The following is a 22,902-nucleotide window of genomic DNA, read 5'->3' on the forward strand; positions in this document are numbered from 1 at the left end:
GCTTAACCTGCCAAATGAAACCTGGAAAATGCTAGCCTGTGAAGAACGGGTCAGGTTGGCGATTCTATAACAGGGTGTGCCCTTAAATATTCGAATCGCCATTTTGAAGGAGTCTCACCTTCCCAAAGGCGAAAGGCGCGGTAAAACGAGTTCTGGTCTTCATATCCAATTAAGAAAGCCACTTCTTTAATATCAAACTTGGGGTCAGCCAAATATTCTCGCGCCTGTTCATGTCGTGCCTGCGTCAGCAGCTGCTTGAAGGTTGTCCCTTCATCAGTAAGACGGCGCTGCAGGGTACGATCACTCATACCCATCTCATTCGACACGGTCCGAATGTCAAGGGGGCCTCCGGTTAAGCTGCGCTTCAAGATCCATTTGACCGTCTCGGGAATTGAACGGCTGCTTTGTTCATTCAATGTTCGGTCCAATACGGGAATCAGGATCTCCAGCAGCTCTTTGTTGTACGAAATAAAGGGGCGGTCCAAATCTCTTCGATGCAGTGTCAATCGGTTATCGGCTGCACCAATCCGAATCGGACATCCGAAGTAAGCTTCAAGCGCTTTTACATCGCCCATCGCGTGGGAAAATTCCACAGACCGTGCATTGATAGACTGGCCAGTACCTCGTCGCCCGAGCTCTAGCAGAAAGGCCAGCGTGGTTCCAACCAACACTGGCGGACCAGGCTGCTCGTTATGCATCCATTCCAATTCTATTGTACAGTAATCGCCATCTTCGGTTATCCGCAAGCTTTCCGGAGGGCACAGTTGCTTGTACCGGGCCATTCGGTTAAGGGCATCGCGATAGTCACGAGCATGGTAGGTCGCTAAAACAGTCGGTGGGTATTGTGTTGTTTCAAAAACAGTTACAAGCTTGATGATTCCATTGGCTGTGTCACCAACGAGATCGGAGTATGCTTGCCAAATTTTAAAATATTGTTCGGCGGAGACTGCAGTGGATTCTTTAATAATGGTGAGTGGCAGCCGCGCTTTGCGAACTACGTCGTGTGGGGTAAATCCTAATTGTTGCAATCCCTCCCAAAATCCTGGCGGGAATTTTATAAGGTCAGATTTCATGTCAATCCCCTTCCAGTAATTAATGAAATACCATTGCATCGCAAATTGATCATTAATTCTTCATATTTGTCTCGCAAGCGGAGGATTGCTTTTGTTCAATCTTCTTTTTGTAGCCCGCGATTTTTGCCTCCAGCACGTGATCCGTCGCATTCAGACTCTCGATTTGTTGTTGAATAAAGTCGCGATGAGCTTGCAGCAAATTCAACCGGGCTTCCGCGGTATGCTCGCCTTCCATGACGTATTGCGCATACTTTTTGATTTGGACAATGGGCATTTGGGCTTCTTTAAGCTTTAGTACAAATTGTAACCATTGGAGATGTAAATCGCTGTAGACTCGATTTCCTTGGGAATTGCGATCTGGCTTAACGATTTGCTCTCGCTCGTAATAACGCAGGGTGTATGTGCTGAGGTCCAACAAGTTGGCAAGCTGACTAATTGAATACATGCGGTATCTGGTCTCCTTTGCGGAATTAACGATCCGCTCGAACGTAGTTTGAAAATTAGGTTGACTTAGAGTTAACTGTAATGAGTATAATTCTTGCTGAGAGGAAAAAAAAGGAGGAATCATGATGAGATACACCGTCATTACAGGTGCCAGCTCTGGGATCGGATATGAAACCGCACTCGCATTCGCAGCGCGCGGCAAAAACTTGATTCTCGTTGCCCGCAGGCTGGAGAAATTGGAAGAGCTGCAATCTCGAATTCAGCAGACGCATGCGGACGTTCAAGTGGTCATTCGAACAACGGATCTATCTATTTCCGGCAATGCACTCAAGCTTTACGAAGATCTAAAGACGTATCAGATTGAAACGTGGATCAACAATGCAGGTTTCGGAAATTTCGCTTCAGTCGGCGAGCAGAATCTGGACAAGATCCAAGCTCTGCTGCACCTGAACATCGAGACGCTCACCCTACTCAGCTCACTCTACGTTCACGACTACGCCTCAACGGAAGGAACGCAGCTCATTAATATTTCATCGGGAGGCGGATATACAATAGTGGGCAATGCGATCACGTATTGCGCGAGTAAATTTTATGTCAGTGCATTTACGGAAGGCCTTGCCCACGAACTGAAAGCGAGTGGTGCAAAAATGAAGGCGAAAGTGCTGGCCCCGGCTGCGACCGAGACGGAATTCGCCAAACGCTCGATGGATCTGGAGCAGTTTGAATATACAGGTATCGTTCCGAAGTTTCACACGGCGGCGCAAATGGCGGGATTCTTGCTGGAACTGTATGAAAGCGACAAAGTGGTTGGTATCGTCGATGGTTATACGTATAACTTCGAATTGAAAGATCCTATTTTTCCTTATGTAGCAACGATTAGATAAACTTCGTTCTTTAGGGCGCTTACATAACGGGTTCAATGCCGCCTTTCCTGATGCATGCGCCTATCCATATATTGTCTCGGTGAACACCCATGGTATCTTTTAAACAATTGATAAAACTGGGCAGGACTCGTAAAGCCGACTTTTCCGCTAATTGCTGTTACCGACCATGCCTCAGTCAGCAAGAGCTGCTCCGCCCGCTTCATCCGGCGCATTTGAACATAAGACGTAAAGGTCATCCCCATTCCCTTCTTGAACAGCTTGGCAAAATAACTGTCATTGTAGTTCAATTTGCCGCTAACTGCAGTGAGGTGGCAAGGACCTTCGAGACCTTCTTCGATAAAGGCGAGAGCTGGGCGCAGCTTTTCGGCAAGATGGGGGTCCATGGATACGATTAACCGATCTTCGTCAATTTTAACGAGTAAGTGAAGGAGACCTTTCAAGCTTGCATTTACAGACAGCTCATAGCCGCGCTGCTTATCCGACATATCCAACAGCATTAATTGGAGAATCCGAAATGCTTCTAGCTTGCATGCCGGGTATTTGATTAGCTTCTCGTTTAATGGGATCAAGCTGGTAGAGCGCCCCGTAAATGCAGCATAATAAGGCAGCAAGGACGGGTCCATAAACGACGCTACATCTGCATGACAAACAATATACGTCAGCGCTTGCTGCCGATATTTATAAGAGCGATGCAGTTCATTGGAGCCGAGCATCACCACATCGCCAGCTTGCAGCTCATAGCTGCAAGTGGTTGTTTCCATCCGCAGCACTCCCTCTACAACGGCTATCCACTCCATTTCTTGATGGTAGTGCCAAATGCCATACTGCTCCGATGCCTCATTGGCATGACGAATGGTCCATATCTTCAGTCTGAAATAAGGGTCCGAATAGTCCACCTGTTCTTTATCGTACGCTTCAAGGTTAACGGGCACAGCGGTTCCTCCGACTTCTTCTTGTCTTGTCTCTATTTTATCATAAATATCCGATTCCAAGACATATTTACCTGATATCAAGAGGCTTTCTTCTACATAATTAACTAAAATAAAGAGAAGGAAAGCCACTATGGAAGGAGTGTACTTGGCATGAAAAGTTTACCTGCTGGCCATGACCTGAGGCTGCCGGCTTGGGGCCCTTATACGAAGCAATATATGGGCATCTCCCATATCAGCGATCAAGCGCGTGGATTACGCTTTGACCTCAGCTTAATGCCGGGATTTTATAGAAGAAAGATTGACATCCCCTCCGTGTTATGGGAATCCGGCTATCATCCGTGGGAAGCTACGGCAGATTACAGCTTTTTCTCTCACCGCCATGAGCTGGAATGGAAGGATGAAGTGTACACGGATATATCATTTAGCCGACTGGACGATAACTCTCGTCTGGTACGTGCGGGATTCGTCAATCAGACCAACCATGCTCAAAACCTGGTGCTGCATTGGATGGCTTCCCTTCAACCGCCCCGGCTTCCGGGACATAGGGATATTCATATATGCGCTGAGGCTCGTCTGCCTCAAGGAGCCCAATGGATAGATTCACTTGATTACAAGGAATTGACCTTTGCACGCCCTCGCCCATCCGACGGTTTAGTGTATGACGGCTACTTGCGTGGAGAAACTCGCGGTCAGCATTATACCGGCGGCTCTGCCATTGGACAAGGCTTCGGTAAGGATGAATGCGATCTGCTGCACTATGAAGTACATCTGAACACCCCCTTGCAAGAAGGCACATTTCTCCTCCGATATCAAGCATCTCAAAACGGAGATCTCGATATTCGAATCGGTCAACAGTCCTATCGCTTGAATGTGCGTAAATCAAAGGAGCTTCGTACTTCAACTATACTCGTAGGCGGAATCCCTGCAGGCTCGTTCAGCGTTGAACTATACGGGACAGACACAGGAGCCATAATAATAGATGGATTTACACTAATCGAACAAGCTGATATCGAAGCTGTTTCTTTCCCTGACTTACCCTGGCAAACGGATCCTGAGCTTCTGGAGGGCCCTGTCACAGGCAGCCTGATTCTCCGGTATGACAACTGCCCTTATCATTACGGACTTATGTGGAATTATCCCGATGTCGAGGTTCGGCAATATAAGAATGACGAGTTGGATCGTTATGCGCGTCATACGGTTCACAATCATGTCGACGAGGTCCTTCTCGGGAATGAGAAAGGCCACTTTACGAATATTTTCATGCGGCCGATTCACTTGAAGCCGAATTCATCCATTACCCTGCACGGCATGGTTTGCTCTGGCTCATACGAGGAGGTGCAAGCTGCCCTTCAGCAGTTTACCTTGAAGGATGAGCAGTGCGAGATTGTTTATCAAGCAGCAAGGGCAGGGCTGAATCGCCCTTCCATCTATCCGACAGGCGATACCTACCTGTTCAGCCAGCAATTAATGAGAGCTACGCTGCTCACGAATACGGTATTTCCTGTTTATACGAAGCGCAGCTATATCCGTCACCATACACCCGGCCGATGGTGGGATTCACTTTATACGTGGGATTCCGGATTTATCGGACTCGGTCTCACCGAGCTGGATACCCAGCGTGCGCTGGACTGCTTGAATGCCTATTTGACTGAGCCGGGGGATTCTCAGGCTGCCTTCATCCATCATGGCAGTCCGGTGCCTGTCCAACATTATTTGTTCCTGGAATTGTGGAACCGCGGCCAAGCTCAAGCCTACGTACATGCTTTATATCCGCAATTAAGGCAATATTACTTGTTTCTAGCCGGCAAGATCGGCGGCTCCACAACAGCTACAAGCCATTCAGGATTGCTAAAAACATGGGATTACTTCTACAATTCCGGGGGTTGGGACGACTATCCGCCTCAGAAATATGTACATGCACAAGCATTGGAGCTTACAGTTGCACCTGTTATTACTACAAGTCAAGCCATTCGCGCTGCTAAAATACTTAAAATGGCTGCCCGCATGTCGGATGCATGGCTGAAGGATATTCCGGAGTACGAGACAGATATCCGCTTATGGAGTGAAGCGCTTGAAGCGTATGCTTGGGATGAAGAAGCCGGATATTACAGCTATGTTGTTCATGACGAAGATGGCCAACCCGAAGGCATCCTTCGGCATGCTTCAGGCGCCAATTATAACAGGGGCATGGATGGCCTGTATCCTTTAGTTGCCGGAATTTGCACCAAAGAGCGGGCCGAACGGCTGATCTCCGCGTTATTTGATGAAACCCGGCTCTGGACGCCAATCGGAATATCGACAGTTGACCAAAGCGCCCCCTACTATCGAGCAGACGGGTACTGGAACGGTGCAGTCTGGATGCCTCACCAGTGGTTTTTCTGGAAAACGATGCTGGACTTGGGTCATCCCGAGCTGGCTTTCCGAATTGCCGATACAGCGCTTACGGTATGGAAACAAGAAACGGAAACGACTTATAACTGCTACGAGCATTTTATCGTGCAAACCGGGCGCGGAGCAGGATGGCATCATTTTGGCGGGCTGTCGGCCCCTGTCTTGAACTGGTTCGCCGCTTATTATGAACGAGGCAAGGTTTCTGTCGGGTTCAATGTATGGATGCTGGAACAGTCCTTTAACGAGACGCTCACTGCATATAACGCCAAATTCTGCTATGAAGGGGCTACCGATCAACCTTTCAGCTTGATTGTCAATATGGCGAGCGGGCGCCAGTATGAAGCCAGCAGTACGGGTTGTGTTGTAACTTGGACAATGAACCCGTGCGGTGGCTTGGAACTAGTTATCACCGACTGCCTGCCGCAGGCTGCCATAAGGATTCAAGCTGTCGATGCCTAGAAGTCCGGTGAATAAGTCCCGCTGCGCCGTCAAATATCCTTGCTTCTCCAGGATCATTTGGCCGCTCCGTTCATGATTCACCGGACTTCAAGTTGTTTATAAATTTTTGTCATAACAAACAACGCATCTATCCCTGAGATAGATGCGTTGTTCACATATTATAATAGTTGCATAGCCCACTTCAAATATAGGGGATTTTAACTATCACTGTCGTTCCATAACCTACCTGGCTTTCTATCCCTACTCCATAATCTTCTCCAAACAGCAGCTTTATCCTGTTATTTATATTGGAAAGACCGATACTTTTTCCATCAAAATTGTTTCTCACTCTCTCCGATTCTTCCATATTCAGTTTCGCTTTCATGCTTTCCAGCTCATCGTTATCTATCCCTTTTCCAGAATCCGATACTTGAAAACATACATCTCCATTCGCATCTATATGACCGCTCACGCTAAGATGTCCTCCTGCGTCCATACTTTCAAGTCCATGATATACTGAATTTTCAACGATGGGCTGCAATATCATTTTAGGTGTTTTCATTTCCAATAGCTTTTCATCAACATTTACTTCCATAGAAAATTTGTTTTCATATCTAATTGAGATAATATTCAAATATGCTTTAATACATTGAATTTCTTCACTTATCCTAACAAGCTCGTCTTGTTTAATACTATATCGAAATATCTTGGACATGCTTGAAGTGATCTGCGCAATTTCCTTGCTGCCGTATTCAAGTCCGATACTGCTTATGCAATTTAACGTATTATACAGAAAATGCGGGTTTATTTGACTTTGTAAGGCAGAAAATTCAGCCTGCTTTTTGCTGAGCTCTGACTCATATAATCTTCCCTGAGTATTAAATATATTTCTTGTCATCTCTTCCATTTTGTCAATCATGCTATTGATATCATAGGCCAACACTCCAACTTCATTGGTTGAGCGTACCTTTATCCTGAAGCCCATATCTCTTTCACCAATTTTTCGCATATCTGCTACAAGCCCCATGACAGGTCGTGTTAGATTATTTAAGAAAAAATACCCGAGAATAATCATACTTAGACTTATACCAATTCCTGCTATAATACTAATATTTTTAATAGCATTCATGTCCGTTGTCAATTCATGCACCGGAATAATACTTACTATACTCCAGCCATCCGCCTGCTCCAGGCCTTTTTCCTGAACGATTACGTCTTCCCCGTTTATTGTTGTTTTTACTCCATTAGTTAAACTATTCCTATCTACTGAAAGTAGATCCTTGAATAAAGCGCCACGTAAATTTGCATTATTGGATGCAATGGCCTCATTTCGGCTGTTTAGAATATACAAAGTAGAGTTAGGTGTCAATTCCGTATTTTCAACGAGTTCTTGCATTTTTTCCGTATTAACCATAACTGAACAATAGCCAGTTTTTTGAGAAAAATGAACCCCGCCAATAGCTTCAATAATAGGTGCTATATAAAAGAAATATTCGTTTCCTGTTTTTTCGTTTTTTAATATGTTCGTAAACTTTCCTTTGTTAACAGACTCACTATCATTTTTATAATCACTGATAAATGTATCATATTGTTTCAAAAAAAAAATATCACCATTTGTGGAAGCTAAGCTGTAAACTCGTCTTCCTTGATTGTCATTAATAACAATTCCATTCACATAAGAATTAAAGGACCTCATATACTCCATTAGATCCAGTACATAAGTGCCTATATCAAAATCCCTCGTATAATCATCCTCTGCAATGGTGAATTCTTGTATCTTTTTATTATTAACAGCTATGTTTGTACTGACCTTTATATCGTTAAAAACTGAATCTATCTTTTGGCGTGTTTGTTCGATGATTTTATTACCATAATTGGTAGCTCTATTCTGAGTCAAATTATAAAAGCTATAATAGAAATATAACTCCATTGATGTAAATATTATAATCGCGAATAAAAATATGAGTAATATCTGATGTTTGAGCTTTAATCTACTAATCTTCAAATTCCCCCACTCCGATCCTGCAACAAGGTTATATCAATCAGCTTTTTCTGAACTTCGTAGGCGTTATCCCACATTGCTTTTTAAATACTTTATTGAAGTAATAGTAATCAGAAAATCCCACTTTTGTTGTAATTTCTTCAATTGATAATTCGGTATGTTTCAATAGCTCACAAGCTTTTTTTATCCTCAATTCAGTTACATATTCCGAAAAGGTTTTTCCCAAAACTTTTTTAAACAGTTGGCAGCAATATACTTGGTTTATAAAAAATTTTACGGATAAATCTTTAAGATATAGCTTGTGCTGAAAATTATTGTCGATATATTTAACCATCTGAATAAAATAAGAGTTGATATCACCTTCATTTACAGACTCGCTGTTCAACTGCTTTATATAAATAAAAATGTCATATAAAAAACTGCATAATGACTCAAAGTTTTTAAAGCGCTCTTTCAGTTCAGAGTAATTCAGGAAATCGAGCTCCATATATCTTAACTCTTCGTAATAGGTGTTAACCAACACACTGACCACTTGATTCCATAAATAAACCACCTCTCCCATACCCAAATTATTTTGTTTGAAAGAATACATAAGTCTTTTCATGATGACATCCATTTCTTCAAACTTATTCTCTTGAATAATAGAAGAAATTCCATCTATAAACGGCTTAACCAAATTAAGCTTTGGCTCGTATTCAAATATACCTTGCTCTTCATTTAAAAATATGTTTGACGCTGCGATATCTGATTCCTTTATTAGCTTTGCAATATTTTCATAATGATTAGAAATGCTGCTGATTCCTACCGCTTTTATATCTGAACCACTGAATACTGCAGAATCAAATCTATCCAAATCCGTTCTTTGTTCACTTTTGAGAATATATAGTGTCTTTCTTGATCCAAATTCAACTTCCAATGTATGTTTACTATCAAAAAACGGTCTGTCTTTATCATCCTTCTTTTCGCTATTTGAATACATGATAAGTACACGATAGTAATAGTCCGATGTATGATCAAAAAATGGAGTTAAATGTTTTAATTCTCTTTTATCCGTTGAGATTAGTGCCTCTAAAATAAGGTTATTTCTCATACTTTTCTTTTTAGAAAAATGCAATGCCAGCTTTTCGATTAACGGATCTGCCATCTCAATATCTATGGGCTTCAGGAAATAATCCAGCGCACCATACCTTAAGGCCTCCTGCGCGTATGCAAATTCAGCGAAACCGCTTACAATAACGAACTCAACATCCAATTCCTTTTTTTTGGTCATTTTAATAAGGTCAAGGCCGGAAATTTCAGGCATTCTTATATCTGTAAAAACGAGATCAGGACGCTCTTCGCACATAAAATCAATTGCCTTATGGACGCTTGTAAATTGGCCTGTGATTTCAAACCCGTATTTATTCCAGTTAAATGCATTCCGTATTCCTTTTATCGCCCACGGTTCATCATCTATAATAATAACACTATACATAAGTACCCCCTTGATAGCTGATATACCTATTCCTAACAGCCTGTCCGCCTGCCGTCCTATAATCTGCTAAAATTTTAACTCTTTACCCGCAAAATAACAAGACAGCCAAACGTTCCATGATAAAAACCTATGGATATAACGCCGTTATGTCCATAGGCTTTTAACTTATCCGCTGATACGTCAACGGCCTATATGAACTTTTGGATTACTTCTTACTTCTTATTGGATTGCATTGCCTTGTAGATTTTCACATTCTCATCCATTACAGTCTGCCCGCCTGCTGCCATATACTCTGCAACCAGCTTATCGTACAAGCTGTCGAATTCTGCAGGCTTGCAAACAATAAGCTTATCCGTCATTTGTTTGTCCATATCCCCAAGTGTTTTGCCAAACTTAATATTAGACTCACTTGGCGTATCATAGAAGAAATTTGTGTAAGTATCCGTAGTATTGATTTTGTATGATTTTTCTGCAGCATCTTCGAGACCTGGAGCCGATGCAGCTAAAGCCTTAATATTCTTCTGAGGATCACCCAGCTCCACACCATTTACGACCAATGTAAGATCAAGATTTAGATTACTGGTTTGCATGTTGTCCCCTGTTTGACTGACAACCTGCGGAATACCATTCACCATCTTATGATTAACGCCTTCCTGTCCGTATTGCAGGAAAAATAATACTTTGGGGTCTGACATCCAGTTTAAGTATTTAATTGCCAGCTCTGCATTTTTACTGCTCTTAGGGATAAAGATATTCACTCCATTTTCATTGTACGCGATTTTCTTGTATTTCCCTTCAGCATTCTTAAAAGTATCAATAGGAACAAAGTTTGCGTTAGGTACATTTGCTTTTAAGGGCTCACTGATATTTTGCCTTAACGGATAATCCCAGTTAGCAACCATGAATCCAACTTTACCATTTGTAACGTCAGCATCCGCCTGCTTAGCCGTTTTGTCTAGAGCAAAATCAGGGCTGATTAATTTTTCATTGTAGAGCTTGTTAAGAAACTTGAGCGCATCCTTATTTCCGGGTCTTAGCCAGCTCGGAGTTGTAACGAATTCCTCCTCCGACTGCTTCCCCCAGAAAGATTCGCCTAAATTTCCATAGTTATAGTTCATACCGGTTGCTGCCAAACCCCAGGGAATAACCCGATCTACGCCTCCAGGATTTTTATCTCTGAATGCAATTAAAGTATTATATAATTCATCTCGGGTGGTAGGAATGGGCATCCCCAATTTATCCAGCCAATCCTTTCTAATAAACATACCATTCCATGCGAGCGAAGTTCTTTTTGCAGGGATCGCCATCTGCTTCCCACCAAAAAGTCCGTAAGAAAGAACGGTCTTACCGAGATAATTCGTTAATTCCTTACCATGCTTAGCTAATAAATCATCCAATTGAGTAATACCATTAACCTTAGCGTATCGTGATACGGTTGCGCTGTCATAAGTAAATGATATATCAGGCGCCTCGCCTGCAGCCATCAATACATTGAGCTTATCAATTTCCTGTGACCTGGGTACCGGAACGAACTTCACAACCGCATTATTCGGTTTTCCGAAATTTTCATTAATGTACCGTGTCCAGGTATTATTGTTCAAATCCGGTTGCCCCTGTATGCCTCTGTCAAATACTTCAACCGTTAATGTAACCGGCGTACCTGAAGGCGTTGCAGCTGCTGTTGCTGTTGCTGTTGCTGTTGACTGGCCTTCTTTTTTACTCCCGCTTTCACATCCTGCCACTGTACTTATTAATAGCGTCATAACCGGTAATACAGCCAACCATTTTTTATTTTTCATTTTTGACCTCTCCTTTAATACTTAGTCATTTCGAAAATTGTATAGCCATTTGTATGAGTGCCTCACCAATCCTGGCTGATCGGCAAAGTAACCACCTCCTTTCTTTTCCAGATTCAGTATCAGCCCTTAATTGCCCCCGTCATGACACCATCAACAAAATATTTTTGAAGTTTAGGGTAAACAACTAATATAGGAATTGTCGCAAACATTACACTTGCCGCTTTCAATGACTCAGGAACAATAAAGGCACCCATGCTCCCCTCACCTTGCTGGGCATCTAACTGTTGATTTGCAGTTATAATTTGATACAGCTTTAATTGCATCGGATATAAGTTCTTATCTGTTATATAAAAAAGTGCATCTTGAAAACCATTCCATCTGTCAACCGCATAAAAGAGGCTTAAGGTTGCTATAGCAGGCAAAGATAGTGGAAGCACTATCCGTACAAGTATCCCCAGTTCATTACAGCCATCTATGGATGCCGATTCTTCCAGGCTTTCCGGAAGTGATGAGAAGAAGGTCTTTAGTATGATCAAATTGAAAACACTCATAGCACCAGGCAAAACCAAGCTCCATATCGTATTGATCATTAGCAGGTTTTTTACCAGAATATAGCTCGGTATCAAACCTCCACTAAAATACATCGTAAATACCAGGATTGTTAAAAAAAAGCTTCTTCCCTTTAATCGTTTCTTTGTAAGCGGATACGCTGCACATATGGTTAAAAACATACAAATTATTGTATATAAAATTGTAAGAACAATGGTATACCCAAGTGTATAAATCATCTCTATATCGTTTAAGATCGTTTTATAGGTTTCAATTGTGAAATCTACCGGCCAAAGCGCAACCTTCTGGGAAATAATTGCATTATTCGAGCTTAGAGAAAGAGCAATCATATACAGAAATGGAACCAGACAAGTAATGGCTACTCCAGTAAGGAATAATATAATACATAAATCAATTAAATTAGTTTTTTGCTTTCTACTCAACAACCCCAACTCCTCACCAAATTCCCTGTTCCCCAATTTTTTTAGCAATAAAATTCGCTGTCACTAAAAATACCAACCCGACAACAGATTGAAATAGTCCCACTGCTGTTGCCTGTGAAAAATCGCCAGATCCAATTCCTATCCTATAAACAAATGTACTGATGACATCGGAGTATTCACTTACCAGCGAATTTCCCAAAACAAATGGCCGGTCAAACCCTATCGAGAGCATCCTTCCAATTTGTAAAATAAGCAAAATAATGATTGTAGGCTTAATTCCAGGCAAAGTAATATGCCATATTTTACGAAGCCTGTTGCACCCATCCATATCTGCAGCCTCATACAACTCCTTGTTTATTCCAGTTATTGCCGCTAAATATAAGATTGTACCCCATCCTGCACTTTGCCATATCCCAATAGCCAGATACATGATCAGCCAGTTCGTTTTTTCAGAAAGAAATTCAATGTTAGCAAAGCCAAGGCTGGATAGGAAACTGTTCGCCATACCTCCAGAGGAAAATATCAGGTATGCCATACCTCCAATAATGATCCAGGACAAGAAATGCGGTAAATATAAAATTGTTTGGGTCGCTTTTTTAAATCTTACATGTCTAAGTTCATTCAACAAAATTGCCAGTATGATGGGTGCTGGGAAACCGACTATCAAATCCAGAAAGTTTAAAACCAGCGTATTTTTAAGAGCACGGTAAAAACTATTTTGTTCAAAAATGAATTTGAAGACGTCAAGCCCAACCCACTCGCTCCCGCTAATTCCCTCAAAAATGTTATAGTCCTGGAAAGCCATCAATACACCATATATGGGAGCATATTTAAATATGATGATATAAGCCATTGGCAACAGTAAGAGAAAATAAAGTAGAGAATCTTTTTTTAAACTATGTACGATACTGTTTTTCCTGTTTACTTTGATATTGCCTCTAGAGCTGCCTACAACCGCTTTCAATTACATCATCCCTCTTCCAATAAGTTTTAACCAAACATCCTCCTGTTCAATTATTTGCGCTACAAATCTCATAAAGATATCTTTATGTAAAAAATTATACGCTCAATAATGATTAATAAAATGTAATTTTCTAAAATTAATTTGGTAATATTTTTATATTTTATTTGCCAAGGGGTGCTGGCTGCACCCGTGCTCTCCGCAGCAGTCCCAACCAGCACCCCTATTTACAACCGCTTTTTTATTACAAAACTGACTTCGCTCTCAGCTCTTCCTCAAATCTTTTTCCTGCGGCATTTTTGACTCTGTGGATCGTTCCATCAGGCTGCTCTTCCAGGTTATATAAACCGAAGGTAGCCAGATTTTCTTTAAACGATAGACCGTTCGTCCGATAGGGCCAATCCACCATATCCAGAAAAGGGAACCATGTTACACCATAAAGCTCGATCCCCTCTTCACTCATTTTCCAGCCTGCACGAATAACATCCTCCAGCCAGGAAACTCTCTCCTCTTCGCTACCATTGTAACTTGTCTCCGTAATGAAAATCGGTCTGTGATAACGTTGATACAGTTCTCTGGCAATATCGATCATATCCTCGGCAGTTCCCATCACCGCCCTTGGGATCTGTCCTTGCTCGACAGTTTCTTGGCCAACCACATTTAAGGAGAATTGCGGATAATAATTAACTCCGACCAGATCAAGTTCAATGCGATTCTGCGCATACCATGCCAAATCCTGATCGCTCATATGATGATCTTGAACCCATGTGAACAGTGGATGCCCCTGCTGAATTCGTCCCTGCACCAGCTCCCACATGATGAATCGTATTTCATTCCATAATCGGGCTGCTTCTTCGTAGGATGGATCTTCTGCCACATACTTCTTGGAAGCCTCCACGTGCACCATTACGGCATTGGGATCAACCTCTTTTAAGCATTTAACGGTCATAATGATTCCCTTGCACAACTGATTTATCATCAGCGTAAAGCCAAGCACCCCTGTTAAATATGGAGGCCATTTCCCACTCCATCCGCACCATTCCGCATTAACAAATGGTTCATTAAGTGGAGTATAGTAAGAAGCTACACCTTTGTATCTTTCCGCAAACGCCTTGGCGTATCTGGCAACCAATTGCGGATACTCCGCATTCATGAATTCATTCTTGAGCCATAACGGTGTACCATAATGCATCAGGTCAATAATAGGCACTAAATCGCGGTGCTGGTCGAAATAACTCATTACCTGATCCGTCCATGACCAATCAAATACACCCTTACTGGTTTCAATTCGATACCAGGGAATACCATAACGAATCATGGCAGCCCCTGTCTCCCTGACTCTATTCAAATCCTCCTCCCAATATTGATAATGCTGCGTAATCTCATATTCATCCAGAACCCTCTCGCCTCTGGCCGTTTGACCAATGAAGGTATTTTCGAAGCCTACAGCCCAAACCCAAGGATGTAATTTGTCCATACAGTAACTTTCTCCTTTTCCGTCATCTCTGATCTCTATTCTTTTAAGCCAGTAAAAGCAACACCTTGAATAAAATACTTTTGTGCAAATAAAAAAGCGATGACAAGTGGGGAGGTAGCAATCACGGCACCAGCGGTTAAAACACCATATTCCACCACATGCTGACCCATAAATAGGGCAAGTCCGGCCGGCAAGGTTCTCATATTCTCAGTACTCGTAATGATTAATGGCCACAATAAATCATTCCAGTTGTACATCAAGTGGAACAGTGCCAGACTCGCAATAGCGGGCTTGGCCAGTGGTAAAATTATTTGCCAATACAGCCTGAATTCTGAGCACCCGTCCATTCTGGCTGCTTCATCCAACTCTTTGGGCAATCCTATAAAAAATTGCCTAAGCATAAAAATACCGAATGCATTCGTTGCTCGTGGAATAATCAATCCCCAGAATGTGTTGAGCCAGCCCAAATGGCTGAGCATAATAAATAACGGAATGATTGTCACCTGAACGGGAATCATCAATGCCACCAACACGAGAAGGAATAACTTATTTCGTCCTCTAAATGAAAGTCTGGCAAACGCATAACCGGCCATTGAGTCAAAAAGGAGAGAAATCAAGGTAACACTGAAAGAGAAAATAACGCTATTTTTGAAAAAAGTGAGAAAAGGAATCCTGCTCCATACATGTACATACGAGTCCAAGATCATTGTGGACGGTACTAATGTAGGTGGAAAATGCATAATTTCATTCTCAGGCTTAAACGATGTAAATACCATCCATACGAATGGAAAAGCAATAACAACAGCTGCCGCAATCAGCATCAGATACTGGAAATTGCGGGTTACATGTGTCTTCATGCCCAGTACCTCCTAGTCCGTTTCATTGTAATTAAACAGCTTAAGCTGAGTTAACGTAATTAGAAATACAACAACAAACAATACCCATGCTGCTGAAGAGGCATAGCCCATATCCAGCAAATCAAAGCCTTGATGGTAAATGTAATACACGATCGTTTCCGTACTGAACAAGGGACCTCCGTGCGTCATAACAAACACCTGATCAAATACTTGAAATGAAGCAATTACGGATATTATGGTTACGAACAGTGTTGTATGTCGTAGTGCTGGCAGCGTAACGTGCCAAAATTTCTGAAATGTATTTGCACCGTCCATTTTTGCAGCTTCATACAAGGAGATCGAGATTCCTTGCAAGCCTGCCATAAAAATAACCATATTGAATCCGACATTTTTCCAAATAGCAATCAGAATGACGGCTGGCATCGCCCATGTTGGATCCCGCAGCCAACCTGTCACGGAAAAGCCAATAAGATGACCATAATAAGATAGCAATCCGATATCTGGATCCATTAAAAATGACCATATAATTGAAAGTATTGCAAAGGATGAAATCACAGGTAGAAAATAAATAGCTTTAAAGTAGCTCATTCCCTTGAGTGTCAAATTACATAATAATGCGAGCAGCAGCGAGAAAAAAATACCCAAAGGAACCGAACTGATTGTAAAATAAACGGTATTTCGCACAGAGTTCCACAAACGTTCATCCTGCATCAGCTTGCTGTAATTACTGATCCCGATAAAGGGGTGCTCTGTTTCGAGCAGACTCCATTGATGCAGACTTAACCACAATGAGTTCATAATTGGCCAAAATACAAATAAGGACAAGAGGAGCGCTGTTGGCAATAAAAAGAAAAAAGCTGCCCGGCTTTGCTTGGTCAAAGTCCTTCTATGGACGCGTGGGCTTATCATAACTACCTCCTGGATCTCGTTCATTCTTATTTGCCTGATAAGAGGGCATCCAATTTCTTACTTGCATCTGCCATAGTAGCTTCGACAGTACCTTTATTGTTAGTAATCGCTTGAATAGCTGGCGTGAAAATGTCACTGTCAATTTTACTAAACTGCTCCATGCCTGCTAAGTAAAATCTGGAATCATTTGCGACTGCAGCGAATTGTGGAATGAGAGGATTCGACTTCACTAGCGGATTGTCATTTAAATCCGTTCTTGTTGGCGGGAAGCCGCTTTTTGAAGACAGATAAGCTTGAGCATCTGCACTATTCCAGAATTTCATGAACTCGTAAACCTCATCTTTATGCTTGGTGTTTTTTCCAATCACCATCGCAACTGCATTAGCAAGCGTAGCTTTGCCTGCAGGGCCTGATGGAACCGGTGCAACGCCATAATTTACGCCGCTTAACCCACCAGCCATCCAAGGACCATTGATTTCCATTGCAGCTTTGCCAGAGGCGAAGATTTTGTCCGCATCTCCCCCCGTCAGATTAACAGGAGAAATCCGCTTGTTTGCAACTAAGTCAGCCCATATTTTAAGCGCTTCCACAGTTTTGCTGTCGTTTAACATTGATGTCTTATGATCTGCAGAAAGAATATCTCCGCCATTCCCCCAAATGAGAATAGGCCACATCGGAATTGTTGCATGGTCAGCAAGCACCAGTCCATATTGTTTCTCATTGCCGTTCGTTTTCGTTGTTTTCATAATAGCATCCTGCCATTCTGCCCATGTCGTCGGAGGAGCAGCAATCCCGGCAGCTTTAAATAAGTCCTTGTTGTAGTACATTAATAATGTTGCTGTATTGGCAGGCACTGCATATAATTTACTGTTATATTTCATAGCATCGACTAAACTCGCTGCCATCACCTTGGGATCTATTCCCTTCCCATAAATATCATCTACAGGAAGAATCAAATTGCCTTTGGCATACTGTGGAATTAATGCGGAATCGAAGGATGCGATGTCAGGCCCTTGACCCGAAGCAAGAGATGTAGGTAATTTGGCTAGAAGTGCATCCCAGGGAGAGATCTCCATCGTAATTTGAATATTGGGGTGACTGTCGTTAAATCGCTTCACAAGCTCCTCATAAGCAGGACGATCCGGACCGGTAAACCCATTCCAATACGTTAGCGTTACTTTGGCTTCAGAAGCTGCTTTGCTTCCTGTTTCTGGTGCTGTACTGCTGCTTCCGCATGCTGTCAGGACCGCTGATAAAGTAAATATAGATGCGAACGAAATCAACCATGACTTTTTCATTAAAAGGTTGCTCATACTATTCCTCCTATTTGGTTACAAATGTGGTAGACCCTTACCTTCAACTTGGATAGCTCAATAACGCTACATGCACATCACCTCCTTCAAAATTTAAATCGATTTAAATTTGTTTTAAAAAAAAGAATTTATGGCATATCCGCACCGCAGGATTCACGAATAATTAAATGTGTAGACATAACCGTTCTTTTTTCCTTTACTTCCTGGTTATTTAAGACGGCCATCAATTTCTCCGCGGCCACATAACCGAGCTCTCTCATAGGCTGATGAATTGTCGTTAACATGGGAGTAACCACTGTCGACATCTCTATATCATCGAAACCTACAACGGATACATCACCTGGAACCGAAATTTTGTTTTCTTTATAAAATTTCAGTGCGCCAATGGCCATTAGGTCATTCCCAGCGAATAAAGCATCATAATCGATTTGTTTACGCATTAATTCCGCAGCAGCTTCGTATCCGGACTCTCTGGAAAAATCCTTCTCCATAATCAATGCTTCATCATAATGGATTTTATTATCCATGAGTGCTCTCTTATATCCCTCCAGCCTATCAATACCTTCTTGATGGTCCAGGGGGCCTGTAATATGAACAATCCGCTTCCTGCCTATCCGTATAAGATGCTCTGTGGCTGTATAAGCCCCCCCCATATCATCTCTTTCAACGGTTAGCGCATCGTCATGATGCCATTTCCCCAAATACACAACCGGGAAGCCAGATTCGACCATTCTTAATATGTTTCTGTCATGGATAGAAGCTGAAGAAAGTATAATCCCATCTGCACGTCGATTTTTTAATATTTTATTGTAGGCGGCAGATTCATCTTTTTCGGAAGGGCTTGTGGAGATTAATAAATTATAATTGTGCCTGTCTAATACTTCGTTAATCCCTTCGAGCAGTTGTGCAAAGTAAGGGTGTGTAAATACATGGTGTGAAGTATTGGGAATAATAAATGAGATCGTTTCGGTTTTCTTAGCTCTAAGACTGCGACCAATCTCATTAGGAATATAATTCAACTTCATTGCTGCTTCTTCAACCAGCTTTTTCGTTTTCACGTTTACCCTTGGATCACCAGAGAGTGCTAAGGATACGGTCGCGGTTGAAACATTGGCTAGATTGGCAACATCTTTTATTGTAACTGTAAAATTTTTCAATAGCTGCTCCTTTTATTTTAAATCGATTTAAATGATAAGCAAATAGTAAAACGTTTTCTTTTTTTTGTCAATACTTTCTAAGCTCAACTATTGGCAAAAAGCCCTTCCCACGACAAACGCGAAAAGGGCTTTGCTGTTCGGGCTCGCTATAATTGTCAAGTTTAACCTTTGAGCGCTCCAACCATTACTCCCTTCACAAAATACTTCTGCAAGAATGGATACGCCGCCAAGATAGGGAGTGTAGCAACCATAATTGTTGCATATTTTATCGTTTCCCCAATCGCAGCTCTGTCCTGAGCTACTGTTCCGGACATCATTTCATCCGTACTGTTGGAAATCAGAATTTCCCTTAGCGCCAGCTGCAACGGCCATAATTCTCTATTTCTTAAGTAAATCATGGCCCCAAACCATGCATTCCAGTGGCCTACCCCATAATACAGCACCATAACGGCAATGGTTGGCAACGCTAGTGGCAAAATGATTTTAAATAATATGATGAAATCATGTGCACCATCTATATGGGCAGATTCCACCAAACTGTCCGGAATTCCCTGGAACGCCGTTCTCATGATAATCAGATTCCAGGTTCCGATTGCTCCGGGAATGATCAAAGCCCATAATGAATCCATTAAACCGAGATTCTTGACTAATAAGAAATTGGGAATCAGCCCGCCACCGAAAAACATGGTGAACACAATCATGATGGTAATCGGCTTTCTCCAGAAGAAATCTTTCCTGGAGAGAACAAAAGCTCCCATGGATGTCATAATAATATTGTAGGCCGTACCCACCACTACAATAAAGAGCGTATTCATATACCCGGAATAAATGATCGGGTTTTTTAACACAGCTTTATAAGCCGCTAAGCTCAAATTTAATGGCTTTAGGAGTAAGCCGCTATGGGCTGTAAGCTCATCTGCACTGCTCAAAGATGCAAAAATAACATAAACAAACGGATAGGCCGTTATCACAGCCAGTGCTGCTAATATAATAAGATTCACCGAATCGAAAATGTAATCCCCAACTGTCTTTTTGACAACCATACCTTCCACTCCTTACCAAAGACTGGTTTCATTAACCTTCCGGCTAACATAGTTTGCTGTTACGATTAAAATCAGGTTCACTATAGAGTTAAATAGTCCCACTGCTGCACTGAAGCTGTAATTTGCCTCCACCAATCCACGCCGGTACACAAAGGATGAAATGATATCCGCTGTTTCATAAGTGCTAGGATTATAAAGCAATATGACTTTTTCATACCCTTCACTCATCATGTGGCCAATATTCATAATTAATAGGATCACGATTGTCGGAGCAATTCCTGGTAGAGTGATATGGATAAACTGTTTCCACCTTCCGGCCCCATCTATGGTTACCGCCTCATATAGCTCCGTGTCAATAGCGGTGAGGGCAGCGAGATAGATAATCGACCCCCAACCTACGCCCTGCCAGATGCCTGTACCTACATAAATTGTCCTAAACCATCCTGCTTCAACAAGGAAGATAGTTCGGGAGCCTCCAAAATAAGTAATAATATCATTAATCAGGCCGCTTTTTGCGAAAAAATCGATAATCATGCCACAGATAACCACCGTTGAAACAAAGTGCGGTAAATAGGTAACGGTTTGGATCGTCTTTTTAAAATATTTACTTTTGATTTCATTAAGCAATAACGCCAGAATAATGGGTGCCGGAAAAGCAAAGATAAGCTGATAGAAATTGATTAATAAGGTATTTCGGATGACTCTCCAAGCGGATATACTGTTAAAGAAATCATGAAAATGTTTTAGTCCTACCCAGCTACTGTCCCAGATTCCTTTTACCGGGCTAAATTGTTTAAACGCGATGATGACCCCATACATGGGAACGTAGTGAAACAGGATATACCAGGCTACTACGGGCAGGGCCATCAATATCAACCATTTATTTTTTTTATAATCCTTTTTTATTGCCTGAATGAGGCCTGGCTTTTTGTATATCAAATGTTGCGGCTGCATCTTTACTCCTGGCACTATTGGAACCTCCCTGTATTGTGAAATGGGAGAATTTCTTCCCCCATTTCCATCATGCTATTTATCAAAGATGTCGCTGATATTAAACGATTGCGGATTTAATGCCTGCGGGAATTTTTTAATGTACCGATCATAGGCACCCTGTCTAACTTTGTTGATATCCTCAATACCCAGCTTTTTGATTTGCTCCACATATTTATCCCAGGTAGCATCCACATCCTCTTTTCCCATAAGCCACTTCAGGAACATTTCATCCTTATACGTGTTGATTTCATTTTGTTTGGTAGTGGTTTGAGAAACTTCATCCGGTGTCAAGGTTCCTCTATAGTTCTTATTAGCTTTAGTAACCTGCTTTGCATATTTGGTCCAGGTTTTTAGTGATTCTTGCTGCTGGGGTAACGCCATGTACTGCTCAAAATACCTTCGATCCTGTACAAAGGGTCCGTCTTTAAAGGCGCGGGCGTAAAACTGTCCCATGGTTGCGATAGGCTGTCCGTTGGGATTATTCGTAACCAGCTCCGTATATTTGGGATATCCGTTTTCCATCTTATAGCTCACACCCTCAATACCGAAGTTATAGAGCATGGAGCCTTCCTTCGTATAGCCATAATTCAGGAATGCGAGCGCTTCCTTCAGATTCTTCTTAGCTGCGCTGGTCACGTTCCAGGCGCCACCGCCGGTGGTAGGTCCATCCTTCGCCATAAAGGGATTGAAGTCACCCTTGTTAAGGACGGGATACGGCATGGCGACCAAGTCAAATTTGGGGTCCTTGTTCTTCATCAGCGGCAAGTATTTGCCAAGACCTGAACCGGTGTTTCCCACGGTTGCGCCGGCTTGATTTCCGGTAATTTTGGCATCGATGGTTTTGGAATTATTCGTAGCCAATTCGGGGTCTAAGATACCCTCCTTATACCATTTTACCATCGTCTTGGTATATTCTTTAAACCTTGGGTCAATAGCTCCGTATACGACCTTACCATTCTCAATAAAGTGATCCTGGTTAATCCCCCATGCTCCGGTAAAGTAGATTCCTTTAATATTTCCGACATTTCCGGTAAAAGGTACCGTTGCACCCTTCTTTTCTTTGAAGGCTTTCAATACCGTATACAATTCGTCAATAGTTTCCGGCACTTGTAGTCCCAGATCGTCCAACCAGTCCTTACGCAAATAGCCGCCGAAGTAAGTATACACACTCTCGTGACCTTTGAGGAAAGGGAAATAAAACTGCTTACCATCCTCTGTCTCTACATCCATTAATAAATCAGGATAGGCTTCATAGATTTTGGCAAGATCCGGTGCATACTTGGGGATTTCTTTCTTTATGTCAATCAATATTCCATCTTCGAAGGCTTTTACACTTCCTCCCGGATAGTCTCCAAATGTGCCCACAATAAAATCGGGTATATCGCCGGACGCAAGCATAAGATTAAACTGCTCCTTCGCCGAGCCTTCTGTAGGATGAATATACTCAAGCGTAACATTCAGTCTCCTCTGCAGCTCTTTATTCAGTTCTGACTCGGCATAATTCTTCATAACAGCAAGAGCAGTGCTCGGCAGGGGCTCCCAGACACGGAATTTTACCGGTTTCTCAAAAGGTAATTTTATTGCGGTATCCGTCTGAGTCGAATTGGGTTCAGCCCCTTTTTCCTCTCCTGCACATCCTGTCATCGCCGCAGATGACAAAAGCGCTATCAAGAGGGAACCGGTAGTAATCTTGGTAAAAGCCTTTTTACTTTTTAACATTTTTTTCTCCCCTTAAGTTTCATGTTTTTGCTGCACGTAATTGT

At 42.2% G+C, this 22,902-nt stretch carries 18 protein-coding genes; 2 read left to right on the forward strand and 16 right to left on the reverse strand.

Translation table 11 applies throughout. The features are described 5' to 3' along the window. Positions 1-50: 50 nt before the first annotated feature. Together LRL21_RS11935 and LRL21_RS11940 are read right to left on the reverse strand one after the other, a co-directional pair. Positions 51-1,073: an AraC family transcriptional regulator gene (locus LRL21_RS11935; protein WP_240415993.1), complete on the reverse strand. Its 1,023-nt coding sequence runs from the start codon at positions 1,071-1,073 to the stop codon at positions 51-53. Positions 1,074-1,125: 52 nt separating this feature from the next. Continuing rightward, complete coding sequence (locus LRL21_RS11940) at positions 1,126-1,518, reverse strand: MerR family transcriptional regulator (protein ID WP_240415994.1); 393 nt, start codon at positions 1,516-1,518, stop codon at positions 1,126-1,128. Positions 1,519-1,642: 124 nt separating this feature from the next. Here LRL21_RS11940 and LRL21_RS11945 point away from each other — a divergent pair, with 124 nt between their 5' ends. Beyond that, positions 1,643-2,401, forward strand: coding sequence for an SDR family NAD(P)-dependent oxidoreductase (locus LRL21_RS11945; RefSeq protein ID WP_240416141.1), 759 nt, complete (start codon positions 1,643-1,645; stop codon positions 2,399-2,401). Positions 2,402-2,433: 32 nt separating this feature from the next. Here the strand turns inward: LRL21_RS11945 and LRL21_RS11950 are convergent, their stop codons facing one another. Next, the gene (locus tag LRL21_RS11950) at positions 2,434-3,393 is read right to left on the reverse strand and encodes an AraC family transcriptional regulator (RefSeq protein WP_240415995.1); all 960 of its coding nucleotides are present in this window, start codon (positions 3,391-3,393) and stop codon (positions 2,434-2,436) included. Positions 3,394-3,483: 90 nt separating this feature from the next. Between LRL21_RS11950 and LRL21_RS11955 the strand changes: the two genes are divergently transcribed. Next, positions 3,484-6,183, forward strand: coding sequence for an MGH1-like glycoside hydrolase domain-containing protein (locus tag LRL21_RS11955; protein ID WP_240415996.1), 2,700 nt, complete (start codon positions 3,484-3,486; stop codon positions 6,181-6,183). 181 nt (positions 6,184-6,364) lie between these two features. Here LRL21_RS11955 and LRL21_RS11960 read toward each other — a convergent pair whose 3' ends face one another. The 13 genes from LRL21_RS11960 to LRL21_RS12020 form a co-directional block, all read right to left on the reverse strand. After that, positions 6,365-8,059, reverse strand: a complete 1,695-nt coding sequence (locus LRL21_RS11960; RefSeq protein ID WP_240415997.1) for a sensor histidine kinase — start codon at positions 8,057-8,059, stop codon at positions 6,365-6,367. Positions 8,060-8,204: 145 nt separating this feature from the next. Further along, positions 8,205-9,638 carry a response regulator transcription factor gene (locus tag LRL21_RS11965; RefSeq protein WP_240415998.1) on the reverse strand — a complete coding sequence of 478 codons (1,434 nt, stop codon included), beginning with the start codon at positions 9,636-9,638 and terminating at the stop codon, positions 8,205-8,207. 212 nt (positions 9,639-9,850) lie between these two features. Further along, positions 9,851-11,437: an extracellular solute-binding protein gene (locus tag LRL21_RS11970; RefSeq protein ID WP_240415999.1), complete on the reverse strand. Its 1,587-nt coding sequence runs from the start codon at positions 11,435-11,437 to the stop codon at positions 9,851-9,853. A 119-nt stretch (positions 11,438-11,556) separates the two neighbouring features. Then, on the reverse strand, positions 11,557-12,429 hold the full coding sequence (locus tag LRL21_RS11975) for a carbohydrate ABC transporter permease (protein ID WP_240416000.1): 873 nt from the start codon (positions 12,427-12,429) through the stop codon (positions 11,557-11,559). 13 nt (positions 12,430-12,442) lie between these two features. Then, a complete protein-coding gene (locus tag LRL21_RS11980) occupies positions 12,443-13,393 on the reverse strand; it encodes an ABC transporter permease (protein ID WP_240416001.1) in 951 nt (316 codons plus the stop codon). Between the two features lie 241 nt (positions 13,394-13,634). After that, positions 13,635-14,867, reverse strand: a complete 1,233-nt coding sequence (locus LRL21_RS11985; protein WP_240416002.1) for a family 1 glycosylhydrolase — start codon at positions 14,865-14,867, stop codon at positions 13,635-13,637. A 35-nt stretch (positions 14,868-14,902) separates the two neighbouring features. Next, on the reverse strand, positions 14,903-15,724 hold the full coding sequence (locus LRL21_RS11990; protein WP_240416003.1) for a carbohydrate ABC transporter permease: 822 nt from the start codon (positions 15,722-15,724) through the stop codon (positions 14,903-14,905). Positions 15,725-15,736: 12 nt separating this feature from the next. Next, positions 15,737-16,633 (reverse strand): carbohydrate ABC transporter permease, encoded by an 897-nt coding sequence (locus LRL21_RS11995; protein ID WP_240416004.1) that lies wholly within the window; start codon positions 16,631-16,633, stop codon positions 15,737-15,739. Between the two features lie 26 nt (positions 16,634-16,659). After that, positions 16,660-17,946: an ABC transporter substrate-binding protein gene (locus LRL21_RS12000; RefSeq protein ID WP_240416005.1), complete on the reverse strand. Its 1,287-nt coding sequence runs from the start codon at positions 17,944-17,946 to the stop codon at positions 16,660-16,662. Between the two features lie 128 nt (positions 17,947-18,074). After that, a complete protein-coding gene (locus LRL21_RS12005; protein WP_240416006.1) occupies positions 18,075-19,103 on the reverse strand; it encodes a LacI family DNA-binding transcriptional regulator in 1,029 nt (342 codons plus the stop codon). Between the two features lie 161 nt (positions 19,104-19,264). Further along, positions 19,265-20,146 carry a carbohydrate ABC transporter permease gene (locus LRL21_RS12010; protein WP_240416007.1) on the reverse strand — a complete coding sequence of 294 codons (882 nt, stop codon included), beginning with the start codon at positions 20,144-20,146 and terminating at the stop codon, positions 19,265-19,267. A gap of 12 nt (positions 20,147-20,158) precedes the next feature. Next, positions 20,159-21,100 (reverse strand): ABC transporter permease, encoded by a 942-nt coding sequence (locus LRL21_RS12015; RefSeq protein WP_240416142.1) that lies wholly within the window; start codon positions 21,098-21,100, stop codon positions 20,159-20,161. 72 nt (positions 21,101-21,172) lie between these two features. Further along, positions 21,173-22,858 carry an extracellular solute-binding protein gene (locus LRL21_RS12020; protein WP_240416008.1) on the reverse strand — a complete coding sequence of 562 codons (1,686 nt, stop codon included), beginning with the start codon at positions 22,856-22,858 and terminating at the stop codon, positions 21,173-21,175. Positions 22,859-22,902: the final 44 nt, after the last annotated feature.

The organism is Paenibacillus periandrae, from assembly GCF_022458865.1.
Lineage (GTDB): Bacteria > Bacillota > Bacilli > Paenibacillales > NBRC-103111 > Paenibacillus_S > Paenibacillus_S periandrae.